Source organism: Paenibacillus segetis (assembly GCF_014639155.1).
Taxonomy (GTDB): Bacteria; Bacillota; Bacilli; order Paenibacillales; family Paenibacillaceae; genus Fontibacillus; species Fontibacillus segetis.
Map to the genome: position 1 here is coordinate 1,371,761 of NZ_BMFT01000001.1, position 10,683 is coordinate 1,382,443.

16 protein-coding genes are annotated in these 10,683 nt (G+C 46.3%); 15 read left to right on the forward strand and 1 reads right to left on the reverse strand.

Annotated elements, in window-relative coordinates; genetic code table 11:
- Positions 1 to 42: 42 nt before the first annotated feature.
- From IEW05_RS06230 to IEW05_RS06245, 4 genes are read left to right on the forward strand one after another with little or no spacing between them, the layout of a single operon-like run.
- Positions 43 to 888, forward strand: coding sequence for a phage terminase small subunit-related protein (locus IEW05_RS06230; RefSeq protein WP_188536848.1), 846 nt, complete (start codon positions 43 to 45; stop codon positions 886 to 888).
- The gene (locus tag IEW05_RS06235) at positions 885 to 2,147 is read left to right on the forward strand and encodes a PBSX family phage terminase large subunit (protein WP_188536850.1); all 1,263 of its coding nucleotides are present in this window, start codon (positions 885 to 887) and stop codon (positions 2,145 to 2,147) included. Before IEW05_RS06230 ends, IEW05_RS06235 begins: the two co-directional genes overlap by 4 nt.
- On the forward strand, positions 2,059 to 3,663 hold the full coding sequence (locus IEW05_RS06240; protein ID WP_229753278.1) for a phage portal protein: 1,605 nt from the start codon (positions 2,059 to 2,061) through the stop codon (positions 3,661 to 3,663). Before IEW05_RS06235 ends, IEW05_RS06240 begins: the two co-directional genes overlap by 89 nt.
- Positions 3,663 to 4,706 (forward strand): phage minor capsid protein, encoded by a 1,044-nt coding sequence (locus IEW05_RS06245; protein WP_188536852.1) that lies wholly within the window; start codon positions 3,663 to 3,665, stop codon positions 4,704 to 4,706. Before IEW05_RS06240 ends, IEW05_RS06245 begins: the two co-directional genes overlap by 1 nt.
- On the opposite strand, the gene IEW05_RS06250 is transcribed toward IEW05_RS06245, so the two are convergent.
- On the reverse strand, positions 4,695 to 4,994 hold the full coding sequence (locus tag IEW05_RS06250) for a hypothetical protein (protein ID WP_188536853.1): 300 nt from the start codon (positions 4,992 to 4,994) through the stop codon (positions 4,695 to 4,697). The two genes, IEW05_RS06245 and IEW05_RS06250, sit on opposite strands and share 12 nt — an antisense overlap.
- Before the next feature lie 155 nt (positions 4,995 to 5,149).
- Here IEW05_RS06250 and IEW05_RS06255 point away from each other — a divergent pair, with 155 nt between their 5' ends.
- From IEW05_RS06255 to IEW05_RS06305, 11 genes are all read left to right on the forward strand, one after another.
- Positions 5,150 to 5,827, forward strand: coding sequence for a scaffolding protein (locus tag IEW05_RS06255; RefSeq protein ID WP_188536855.1), 678 nt, complete (start codon positions 5,150 to 5,152; stop codon positions 5,825 to 5,827).
- A gap of 15 nt (positions 5,828 to 5,842) precedes the next feature.
- Positions 5,843 to 6,220, forward strand: a complete 378-nt coding sequence (locus IEW05_RS06260; RefSeq protein ID WP_188536857.1) for a head decoration protein — start codon at positions 5,843 to 5,845, stop codon at positions 6,218 to 6,220.
- Between the two features lie 30 nt (positions 6,221 to 6,250).
- On the forward strand, positions 6,251 to 7,390 hold the full coding sequence (locus IEW05_RS06265) for a major capsid protein (RefSeq protein ID WP_188536859.1): 1,140 nt from the start codon (positions 6,251 to 6,253) through the stop codon (positions 7,388 to 7,390).
- A gap of 49 nt (positions 7,391 to 7,439) precedes the next feature.
- A complete protein-coding gene (locus IEW05_RS06270; protein ID WP_188536861.1) occupies positions 7,440 to 7,781 on the forward strand; it encodes a DUF7210 family protein in 342 nt (113 codons plus the stop codon).
- A 10-nt stretch (positions 7,782 to 7,791) separates the two neighbouring features.
- On the forward strand, positions 7,792 to 8,172 hold the full coding sequence (locus IEW05_RS06275; protein WP_188536863.1) for a hypothetical protein: 381 nt from the start codon (positions 7,792 to 7,794) through the stop codon (positions 8,170 to 8,172).
- Positions 8,169 to 8,501 carry a hypothetical protein gene (locus IEW05_RS06280; protein ID WP_188536866.1) on the forward strand — a complete coding sequence of 111 codons (333 nt, stop codon included), beginning with the start codon at positions 8,169 to 8,171 and terminating at the stop codon, positions 8,499 to 8,501. The genes IEW05_RS06275 and IEW05_RS06280 overlap by 4 nt, the downstream gene beginning before the upstream one ends.
- Positions 8,479 to 8,928 carry an HK97 gp10 family phage protein gene (locus tag IEW05_RS06285; protein ID WP_188536868.1) on the forward strand — a complete coding sequence of 150 codons (450 nt, stop codon included), beginning with the start codon at positions 8,479 to 8,481 and terminating at the stop codon, positions 8,926 to 8,928. The genes IEW05_RS06280 and IEW05_RS06285 overlap by 23 nt, the downstream gene beginning before the upstream one ends.
- A 4-nt stretch (positions 8,929 to 8,932) precedes the next feature.
- Positions 8,933 to 9,334, forward strand: a complete 402-nt coding sequence (locus tag IEW05_RS06290; RefSeq protein ID WP_188536870.1) for a minor capsid protein — start codon at positions 8,933 to 8,935, stop codon at positions 9,332 to 9,334.
- Between the two features lie 5 nt (positions 9,335 to 9,339).
- Positions 9,340 to 9,891, forward strand: a complete 552-nt coding sequence (locus IEW05_RS06295; RefSeq protein WP_188536872.1) for a hypothetical protein — start codon at positions 9,340 to 9,342, stop codon at positions 9,889 to 9,891.
- Between the two features lie 79 nt (positions 9,892 to 9,970).
- Positions 9,971 to 10,378 carry a hypothetical protein gene (locus tag IEW05_RS06300; protein ID WP_188536874.1) on the forward strand — a complete coding sequence of 136 codons (408 nt, stop codon included), beginning with the start codon at positions 9,971 to 9,973 and terminating at the stop codon, positions 10,376 to 10,378.
- Positions 10,378 to 10,680 (forward strand): hypothetical protein, encoded by a 303-nt coding sequence (locus tag IEW05_RS06305; RefSeq protein ID WP_188536876.1) that lies wholly within the window; start codon positions 10,378 to 10,380, stop codon positions 10,678 to 10,680. Before IEW05_RS06300 ends, IEW05_RS06305 begins: the two co-directional genes overlap by 1 nt.
- Positions 10,681 to 10,683 lie beyond the last annotated feature (3 nt).

The window sequence follows — 10,683 nt, forward strand, 5'->3', positions numbered from 1 at the left end:
GTTGCACTTGGAACAGATCTATGGGGGTGGTGATGATGTAGCATGGCAAGAGAGCGAAGTCCTGACCGGGACAAAGCAAGACAGATGTGGCTAGAGAGCAGCGGTAAGATATTGTTAAAAGAAATTGCTGCCGCTCTTTCAATTGGTGAGACGCAAGTCCGAAAGTGGAAGTCTCAGGACAAGTGGGCTACTGATTTGAATAGTAACGTTACCAATGAAACGAAAGGTAACGTTACTAAACGAGGAGCACCCAAAGGGAACAAAAACGCCGTTGGCAATCGTGGTGGTGCACCTCCCGGTAATAAGAATGCTAAGGGGAATAAAGGTGGTGACGGTGGTCCAACAGGAAACAAGAAGGCCGTTACCACCGGTGAGTATGAAACGATCTGGATGGATGCACTGGAAGAAGATGAACAAGGGCTTGTAGACCAGGTTGATACTGATCCAGTTCAGCAGGCAGATGAAGCCATTAAACTGCTGACCATCCGTGAGCGTCGTATGTTGCAGCGTATCGGTATGCTTATGAATGGTCTGACCGAGAAGCAGCGGAGGGTACTAAGTGAGCTGAGGGGCATCAAAGATGTTATGACCGTCCATGACGAGAAGACTGGGGTCACTAAGACGATACCGGTTACTCGCACTGAAATGGTCGAGTCCCAGATTGAGGAAACGGAATACCGGACAATCGATGACATTATCAAACTGGAGGAAGCGTTAACTCGAGTTCAGAATCAAAAGATCAAAACAATCAAGTTGAAATATGAGATTGCAGGGCCTGAGCAACAGGCGAGAATAGATAAACTCCGCGGTGAAGCTAAGAAGCTCGGCATCAATGAGACAAAAGAACCGTTGCATATCGTTGTTGATTATGGGGATGAGGAGTCATGAGCGCTGCTGTTAAGGTGCAGTTCAATGCCCACTTCAAAATAGTTAATCGATCGCGGCGACGGTACCGGGCACTCCGTGGTAGTGCTGGATCCGGTAAGTCGGTCAATATCGCTCAGGATTATATACTTAAACTTGGAGATCCGAAGTACGCTGGCGCGAATCTACTATGTGTCCGTAAGGTCAATGAGACTAACCGGAATAGTACTTTTGCTGAGCTTACTGGAGCGATAAACCGGATTTACGGTGAGCGGGCTGAAGAATATTGGGAAGTGCTAAGATCTCCATTAACGATTCGTAGCCGTGTCACAGGTAATGAAATTATCTTCCGCGGCATGAACGATGTACGGGATAGGGAAAAGGTTAAGTCGATCAACTTTGCTCATGGTAAGCTCGTATGGATTTGGGTCGAGGAAGCAACCGAGCTACTGGAGTCAGACGTTGATATTCTTGACGACCGGTTACGTGGGATACTGCTCAATCTGAACCTCTATTATCAAATTACTTTCTCCTTTAACCCAGTATCAGCAACACACTGGATAAAGCGAAAGTATTTTGACTTTGAGAGCCCAGATGTGCTGGCGCATCACTCAACCTACCGACAAAATCGTTTCATTGATCCAGCTTATTATCGCCGGATGGAGCGGCGGAAGATCGAGGACCCAGAAGGTTATGCTATTTATGGTGAAGGTGAATGGGGCGAACTTGGTGGCTTGATCTTCAAGAACTTTATCATTCATGATTTCGATACATCCTTTGAGATGTTCGATAGTATGCACCATGCACAGGATTTCGGTTTCAACCATGCCAATGCTATTCTCACGGTCGGTGTTAAAGACGGTGAGTTTTTTATATGCAATGAAATCTATGTGCATGAGATGGCTACAGATGCGATTATCGAGATTGCCGATCGTAAGGGCTTAAGCAAATATCTTGCGATGTATTGCGACTCTGCAGAGCCCGACAGAATCCAAATGTGGCAGAATGCTGGGTACCATGCCGCTGGTGTTGTTAAGGAGCCTGGTAGCGTTGTTGCTCAGATCGATTATCTCAAGCAACGGAAGATTCATATACATCCAGACTGCGTCAACACGATTAAGGAGATTCAACAGTGGTCGTGGCGTAAGGATCCGAAAACAGGTCTTTACCTGGACGAACCGGTTAATGTGTTTGATGATGCAATGGCTGCCCTTAGGTACTCGGCTGAGCCGCTCCGGAGACCTGAAATGCTGCATACTAATCAACGGCCTTCAGGCTGGTAGAAAGAAGGTGATTAAGCTGACAATCATTTATACGCAAAAGAGCTTCCCACCCCCTCCATTTGATAGGGAAATAGGTATGATGATGTATTATCGCCTTCTATATGAAGGTGAGCATGCCGAGATATTCCCTCGAGCTCAGTCGGTAACCAAAGAAAGGAAAGTCGTCCGGCGACGGGTTGGTGTTCGGTCATGGCGTCAGGTTGAGAAAGTCTTCAGCGCTGATTATCAATATATTGTGGCCAACTTCAGCAGCCTAGTTGCCGAGGTGCCGGCGGATCTACTTAACCGATCACTTGGAAACATTTCTGCCGATACCGAGAAAGGTCCAGAGCTAGAATTTGTTTCCTCGGTCGTAACGGCAAGTAAGCCTAACGAGAAGATATGGGCCGCTGTTACCCAGCACCAGGTAGATGGACTTGTCGCTTACCGAATACGCCGAGATGAATCGGGGTCTGTGTGGTTTGAGTGGATTTTAGGGGATAGATACTTTCCTCATGACGATGGACGTGGCGCGGATATCGCGTGGATCGAGGAATGGGGTGAAGAGAATCGAAAGGATCGGTTTCTTCGTGTTGAGCGACAGCGACTAAGTGCTCAAGGTCTAAGTGCCCAACAACTCGTCTACAAAATGGAAGGCGATAATGTAGCAGCTGAAATTAATATTGATCAGTATTCAGCAGATCATGATATGGACATTCCCGAGGATGCGGAGCTCAAAGGAGTGCATGAACTACTTTGTGGAGTCGTAACCAATGAAGAAACACTCACTCATCTTCGTGGGAGATCCGCGCTTCGTAACATCGACGGATTGCAAGAGGAAATCAACTGGACCATTACCAGGGATGCCATTGTCTTTGAGAAGCATGGTAAGCCTAAACTAGCTATTCCTCGGGCTTTATGGGATACGGTGGCGAATCAGAACCATCGTGATTATGGCGCTCGCTTTGTCCGGAGTGATGATTTGGAGGTTGTCAGTTTCGATGAGAAGACCGGAGCTGTTCCTCAGTACATCACTTGGGATGCAAAAACGGCGCAGAGTTTCGAACATGTCACACGCTTGATTAAGTTCATGCTGTCTATCTCTAAAACATCTCCTCAAGCAGCTGGACTTGAGGAAGGGAAAGGGGATTCAGGCGTTGCTCTGTTATATTTATGGATCCAATCGGTGATAAAGGCTGAAGCTGTACAATCCAAGTTTGATGCAGCAATCAAATCGGCTATTCGGAAGTGCATGATCTTGGAGAATGCGATTGGCGGTACCTCGTTGAAGGTTGCCAATCCGGTCGTTGAATGGGGCGATCTGCTTCCCAAGGCTGACAGTGAGAAGGACACCGAAGAGATCGCGAAATACGAAGGTGGCGTTCAATCGCTTGAAACTACGGTTCGTCGAATGCATCCAGACTGGTCCGAGAAAGCGATTGAGTCCGAGATCCAGAAGATTCGGGATGAGCAAGCTGCGGAAGGAATGAATCCAACGTTTACACAACCGCCGAAGGTGAATCTAGGTGATAGTTAATGGCTGATGCTGAGAAGTTAATTGCTCTTTATTCTCGGGCAGGAGAGCGGCTGCTAGATCTGATCCGATCTCTCGAGGAAGGCAGTTACAATCGAAAACGCAAGGTGAAGCTTCTGAAACAGATCGACGACATTCTTGCCAGTTTAACTGATGGCTCTGCTCAGAGCATGTCCAAACTGTTAGCCGAAGCCTACAAGGAAGGTGTTGGTGAAGTAGCTACCAGCATGACAGCACAGGGAATACCAAAAGAACATATTAATACTGTTCTGGAGTCGATCATTCACCAGCGAGCTGTTCAGGCGATCATGGATGATTCCTTTTTTCGGATCCTCGAAGCTACCGACAACATGTCACTGGATGCTAAACGCCGGGTGGAGGAAGTTGTTAGAGCTGCCACAGAGCGAATGCTTACCGAAGGTGTTAACCGGAGGCAAGCCTCGAAGGATGCAATTGCTAAAGCTACGGAAAAAGGTATTACCGGCATCATAGCTAAAAACGGTGCAGAGATACCTGTAGACAAATACATGAATGGGGTCGTTCAGTACAATCTCCGGAAGGCACATGTTACCGGGGCTGAAAACACGATTACTAAGAACGGTCTTGATCTGGTTTACGTGAACTTTGTCGGGATTACCTGCGAATTCTGCGCCAAGTACCAGGGGCGTATATACAGTATTAGTGGTAACGACAAGCGTTTCCCTAAGTTGGATATCCGGCCGCCTTATCATTCTCATTGTGTTCATTCTATTTCGGCTTGGATCGAGGAGTATACTCCTGTTGATGAGGTTGAGCGTATGATTGAGCAGTCGAATCGGTCATTCGTCGATAACCGTACTGAGCATAACATTCGCCGCTACAATGAGATCCAGCGTGACAAGTCCCGTAAGAACGAGACCCGCAAGCAATGGATTAGGTATAAGGCTATATTGCCTAACGATACGCCGAATCTCAAGCAGTTCGCTAGTCAGAAGGTACGGCGCACGAATAAATACTTGAAGTTGCAGGAACTTTACAGGGCTGCTAACAAACCGCTAAGGCAGTAGACCGACCCATGGCAATTCGTGTTGCATCGCCGGTCTATTGAGCTGTACTCCTTTTGTAATATCATCCATGCGTTTTATATGTTGGGTAATTGTATTCACTGAATCAAGTATTTCAGGCTTCTTTCTTTCATTAAAAAAGTTAAACTTAACATCATATTGCAGGATTTGCTTTGCCAAATCATTGGCGACGTCGGGTGCAGGCTCTCCATTCTCAATACGCACTCTGTATTCAGGCAATACACCTACGATAATTGCATTTTCAGCAGGGGTCCATTTGTTATTTCCCATCAAAGCACCACTTTCTTTTTTCTTTTTTGAAAATTATACCATGTAGTAAACCAAGCCGTGAAGAACGGCTTTTTCTTTTGTCCAAAAACGCCGTGATGACATTATAAAAGCTGCGGCTGGTAGTCCACCCGGACTTAAAATAGGAGGTCAATAAAATGAATGTATATATTCCTAGTCGGTACCCGATGAATCTGCAGGTGTTTGCAGAAGATCCTAACCCGAATTCGGATCCCAATCCAAACCCGGATCCAAATGATCCGAACAAGGGAAAGACTTTCACACAGGCAGAACTTGATGCTGCTGTTCAATCACGGCTCTCTCGTGCCGAGAAGGTAGCCCAAAAGACCCTAGCTAAAGATTTGGGTTATGACTCGGTTGAAGCCATGCAAGCTGCACTGAAGTCGAAGGGCAAAGAAAAGGAAGACGGAAAACTTGATCCTGCTGAAGTCGATCGTCTGGTTGATGAGAAAATCAAGGCGCGTGAGAAGGAGCAGAACGACAAGACCTTCAAGCGCCTGCTGACCGCCGAGGTAAAGGTTTTGGCGAATGAACTCGGTTTCGTCGATTGGGAGGAAGCTTACGCACTTGCTGATCTGACTGGAGCTAAGGAAGATGACAAAGGTAACATAACTGGCGTCAAAGAAGCCATGGAAGAACTGCTAAAGAAAAAGCCGCACCTTGGGAAACAGAAACAGGGTAGCGGTCGAATTGGTGCTAATGTTCCAAACTCCCTGGAACAACAAAAGAAGTCGAAGGAAGAGATTATTAACCTTGCTAAAAGCCGCGGGACTGTAGGTGGTCAAACTGCTTTTGACCCGTGGAACAAAAATTAAGGAGGTATTTGAATTATGAGATTACAACCAAAACCACGAGTAGTGGTGCAGGATGAATATGAGATCCTGGCATCTTTTGAAGTGGTTCGCGAAGTGACGAATGGCATCACGATTGATGCAGCAGCTATTACGGCCGATGCAAAGGGTGACAAGATCATTAAGAAAGGTATGCCGATGGCGAAGCTGACTGCTTCAGGGAAATGGGTGCCGTATAAACCTGCAGGTGATGATGGCAGCCAAACCCCCACCGTCATTCTGAAGCGCACTGTGAACGTCAAGGATGGGGATCAAGTGGTCGGTGGTTACGAGGTCGGCAAGTTCATCAAGGAGCGTATTCCGGTCACTGTTGACGACGCACTTATTGCTAAAATGCCACATATCGTTTTTGCCTAAATCTCTAAAACAGAAAGGAATGAAAAGCTAATGACTAAGGAAATTAATTTACGTTACAAGCTTAATCTTCAGACGTTCGCCGATGGAGATCCGATCGATCTCACTCTGGAGGAGGCGCTAAGCGGCGAGGACTTACTCGTCTATTCTAGGAATCTTGAAACCTCAAACGAATATCTTCACCCGATTCTATTTCCAGCACTTGAAACATCGGAATTGACGGTTGATGTTATCAAGGAGGGCTCACCACGTTTACCAGTGATGGCTAAGATTGCTGAGCTTGGCACTGAGGTTGAGTATGCTTCACGCGAAGGTTTGACTGGCTCGAGAATTGAGATTCCTAAGATTCAGTTAGGCCGATACATGGATGAGCGCTTGGTTCGTTTAGCACTACAAGCATCTCAAAGTTATGGATTACGATCAGAGGAACGTAACCAGCTTCGTAATCGTCAGCTTAACGATGCTCAGTTCGCCGTTGATTCTATCCGTGCTCGGCGAGAGTGGATCGCGATGACCAGTGTATGGAGTGGTGGTGTGAACTATGTTGAAGGAAACGTTAATGTACAAGTTGACTTTGGCTACACAGTTGATCAAAAGCCTGTCTTGTCAGGTCAGGATAAATGGGACGATATCATTAATGCTACACCATTAGATGATATTCAATTATGGGTAGATCAATGGAGAGCTAAAGGTATTCGTTTGCGTCGAGCCATGACGAGTCAGAAAATCATCACACTGCTGCGTCGTAACTTGTCTATTCGTCAACACTATCACGGGAATCCGAGTGGCAATGCACAGCCTCCGCAACTTACTAAGTCACAACTTGATTCAGTGTTCAGCGAAATGGAGTTTCCTACTTTGATTGCTTACGACACACAAGCGCGTACTGAGGACCGTGCATTGACTGGTGGTAAGTTGTCATTCACAACGCTTCGCATGGTTCCGGAGAATCGGTTTATTCTTCTTCCCGATGGTCCACTTGGCAACTACCTGTGGGCTAAGACGACAGAGGAAATGATAGCTGAGATTGAAGCAGAGCAAACAGGTGACATGGGCCTATATGTGTTCCGTGATGTCACTAAGAATCCGATCCGCCTACGTACTGCAGGCGTTGCCTTAAACTTCCCAGCATTTGCTTGGGCTGACTCCGTAGTATCTGCAACAGTTATTTAAAGAGCGCCTACAAAGGTGCTCTTTTATTATTAATAAGAGGGTGAGCGAATTGAACATAAAGGTAACTGGTAAAGTGAAACACAACGGTGAGTGGTACGGTCCAGGTGATGTTATTCCGAATGTCGATGAGGACGACGGTAACCGGATCATCACAATTCGAGCGGGTGACTTGCTACCTAAAACACAGGAAGAAATTGCTGCAGAAGAGTCGGCAGAGTTAGCGAAAAAGGTGGAGGAAGAACGCAAGGCCGCAGCTGAGAAGGAGCAGAAAGAAGTTGAAAAACAACTAAAAGCACTCCGGAAGAAAGCAACCGATCTAGGTATTCAAGGTGTTGCCGAGATGGATGCCGAAACGTTGGCAGCAGAGATCGAAGTTGCTCAGCAGAAGTAGGTGACCGGTTATGGATCACAATGAAGTAGGCGATTGGATCCATGCGAACTTGTTAGACACTGACGCATGGGATCGATCAACTAAGCAGGCTGTTGCAGTTATCCAAGCCGAACGTGTTCTTTCTCGCTGGTACCCAGATGTTGAACTTATTACTGAGCTTGTAGCCTATCAAGCAGTTTGGGAGCTGCAGGGTATCGATCCGGCGCTGAAATACCAAAAGCATAACGTCAAGACAGTTGCAGACAATGGCGAATCGGTCAGCTACAAGGATGGAGAACGCCCTGTTGTCTCACCTGACGTCCGAGATTTACTTGGACCTACCGCTGATGAACTAGCAGAGTTGGAAGCCGAGGAAGCGGTACAGCGACAATTTGGTGGTGCTTTGATATGAGCATCTTCGGGTACCCGGCGACCGTTACACATTTCCATTCCGAGGTCGATGATTGGGGCCGTCCGCTGCCGCCAACAGAATCCGAGAAGGCCGCCAAGGTCGATGAAGAACAACGACTCATTAAAAACGCCAAAGGTGAAGAGGTGCAGATCGCATACACGATTCACATTGAAGGGGCGGTCGCCGTTGGCTTTGATGATTACTTCCTTTACACCAACGCCCTTGGTCTTGAGATACGATGTGATGTTGCTCATTTTGAGGTCCGGAAGTTCCTCGGAACCGATGACGTAAAGAAGGTAATCGTTTATGGCAGATCACAAAATATTTAGTTTCAGCTTGGAAGGGATAGAAGCGGTAATTAACCGGCTTGACCAACTGGAGAAGGAGTTGGACAACCGATTAGAGGATACGCTGACTCGTTTAACTCTGAAAGTCATCCATGATGCAAAACGTTTGGCTCCGATCGATGAGGGTGACCTCGAAGCAGCATTGATTATTGGTGAAGTGAAGCGTAGCATAGCAGGCATGTATATCGATATGGGGACGAGTCCGGAGGTTGATGATTATGCAGTTGTGCAGCATGAAGGTTTCCGGAAAACCTCCAAGGGGAATCTAGTCACCTTTACACCTGGAGAGAAGACACTCAGCAAGGGACCATACAACGGAGAATTTCCAGGCAAGAAGTTCTTAGAGCGAGCTTTGAAGATGAACGAGGATCTCATTATCGAAGAACTATCTAAAATTCTGGAGGGGTGAGCCGATGCTTGCAAATGATTTGATTACTTATTTAACAGCATCCGGTTACACCGTTTACCCGGATGCGAACTTCATCCCAGCCGATCTACCCGAGACAAAGCTCCCTTGCTTTTTTGTTATGGATAGCGGGGGTTACGCCCCTCATGATTATGTGCCGACAGAGAGGCCGACGTTCCAGGTAATTGTTAAAGGTAAATCATATAAGGCACTACCAGCTAACATGGCCATAACTGAAGCATTGGCAAAGAAGCTAGTTAATCAGCTTCATCGTAAGCCGAATTACATGGTAGGCAGCACATACGCTTTCTCTAGTAAAGCCATGCAACGACCGATTTATCTTGGTCTAGATGAAAAAGATAGGCCGATGTATTCAACAAACTTTATGTTTTATTCGAAGGAGGCATAACGAGTATGAGTAGTGTAGACAAGATTTATGCAGGACCCGGTATCTTTGTTTGGGGAGTAAAGGACGATGGTACCGTTGATACGGATGCCATCACAATTGACCTGACTCAAGGAGGTATCCGATTTTACACCGAAACTACCTGGTTCGAACCGACTACTGACCAAACAGGGACGGCTCCTGTTAAGTCCATCAGCACGGGTAAGGTTGGTAAAATTGAATTTTCCACGCCTGACATGGATTTCGAGAAGGTCATCGCCTTTGACGCCAATGCAACTAAGGTCGTAGATGGTACTGATGCGGAAAAGGTAAAGTATCAAGTTACTGGTTTGGCCGGACAAGAATTGCCACGTAAACGAGCTGTAATCATGCCACAAGGTGTGTCTGATCCGGATCGTTTTATCTATATTGAGAGCTGTGGCATCAAATTTGACCTTGATGCAGGGTTTAAACTTGACGACAACTTAAAGATGACTGTTACAGGGATGGGTTATCCAGCTCTTGATGCAACTCCGAAAGGTCTTATTTACACATGGGGAGACATTAAAGCTACAGCATAGTAAATATTCTGATAATGAAGAGGGGGCTTAATCGCCTTCTCTTTTTTTATTACTTTAATCATGTTTAGGGGGAATCAATATGTTCGGATTATCTAAAAAAGATGGAGTGCAGCTCGGTAACAAGCAAGTTGAAATACCAAAGTTGACCCGTAAGCGACTTAAGAAGCTAACGGATCACATCGGAACGATTGGTGATTATTTAGTCAGATTATTTATGACAACGGACCGGGATCGAGCAGTCTTTATCGTAGCCGGTGCCGACATTGCCATTGATGAAATATACGAGCTTACCTCTCTTCTGAGTGATTTACCTATTGAGTATCTCGATGAACACGCAGCCCTAGGCGAATGTACAGAATTTCTCAGGCTGACATGGGAAAGGAACGACATGAATGAAGCATTAAAAAACTTGAGCGGCCTGATTCCTCCGATGGCTCAACAATTCGTACAGAGCATAATGAAACGGATGGATCAGGCCGCAAAGTAATGACGCATGATGATTTTGTTTTACATTGCTGTACTCATTTAGGGAAAACACAGCGTGAAATAGAGGAGGATTACTACTTCGTGGATCTCCCGGAGTTGCTCATGCTAAAGAATCAGTCTCGAGCAAGAGAGTTGCTGGAGAATCTTGATGTGGTGTCTTATCCTCACATCATCGATGATAAAGCCCGTGAAGGTATTATCAAACGAATTACTAATTCGCTTCCTAAGCCTGCGGAAACTCCTCCGCAATCTGCTGAAGAACAGTATCAAGCGCATCTTGCACGCATGAAAGGCGGGGGATGATAA

What these genes read in the sequence shown, in the direction of transcription:
- IEW05_RS06250 (WP_188536853.1), bottom strand. Translation starts at nt 4,994, where the DNA reads ATGGGAAATAACAAATGGACCCCTGCTGAAAATGCAATTATCGTAGGT.
- IEW05_RS06240 (WP_229753278.1), top strand. Translation starts at nt 2,059, where the DNA reads ATGATGCAATGGCTGCCCTTAGGTACTCGGCTGAGCCGCTCCGGAGAC.
- IEW05_RS06280 (WP_188536866.1), top strand. Translation starts at nt 8,169, where the DNA reads ATGAGCATCTTCGGGTACCCGGCGACCGTTACACATTTCCATTCCGAG.
- IEW05_RS06290 (WP_188536870.1), top strand. Translation starts at nt 8,933, where the DNA reads ATGCTTGCAAATGATTTGATTACTTATTTAACAGCATCCGGTTACACC.
- IEW05_RS06300 (WP_188536874.1), top strand. Translation starts at nt 9,971, where the DNA reads ATGTTCGGATTATCTAAAAAAGATGGAGTGCAGCTCGGTAACAAGCAA.
- IEW05_RS06245 (WP_188536852.1), top strand. Translation starts at nt 3,663, where the DNA reads ATGGCTGATGCTGAGAAGTTAATTGCTCTTTATTCTCGGGCAGGAGAG.
- IEW05_RS06260 (WP_188536857.1), top strand. Translation starts at nt 5,843, where the DNA reads ATGAGATTACAACCAAAACCACGAGTAGTGGTGCAGGATGAATATGAG.
- IEW05_RS06295 (WP_188536872.1), top strand. Translation starts at nt 9,340, where the DNA reads ATGAGTAGTGTAGACAAGATTTATGCAGGACCCGGTATCTTTGTTTGG.
- IEW05_RS06230 (WP_188536848.1), top strand. Translation starts at nt 43, where the DNA reads ATGGCAAGAGAGCGAAGTCCTGACCGGGACAAAGCAAGACAGATGTGG.
- IEW05_RS06305 (WP_188536876.1), top strand. Translation starts at nt 10,378, where the DNA reads ATGACGCATGATGATTTTGTTTTACATTGCTGTACTCATTTAGGGAAA.
- IEW05_RS06285 (WP_188536868.1), top strand. Translation starts at nt 8,479, where the DNA reads ATGGCAGATCACAAAATATTTAGTTTCAGCTTGGAAGGGATAGAAGCG.
- IEW05_RS06255 (WP_188536855.1), top strand. Translation starts at nt 5,150, where the DNA reads ATGAATGTATATATTCCTAGTCGGTACCCGATGAATCTGCAGGTGTTT.
- IEW05_RS06235 (WP_188536850.1), top strand. Translation starts at nt 885, where the DNA reads ATGAGCGCTGCTGTTAAGGTGCAGTTCAATGCCCACTTCAAAATAGTT.
- IEW05_RS06275 (WP_188536863.1), top strand. Translation starts at nt 7,792, where the DNA reads ATGGATCACAATGAAGTAGGCGATTGGATCCATGCGAACTTGTTAGAC.
- IEW05_RS06265 (WP_188536859.1), top strand. Translation starts at nt 6,251, where the DNA reads ATGACTAAGGAAATTAATTTACGTTACAAGCTTAATCTTCAGACGTTC.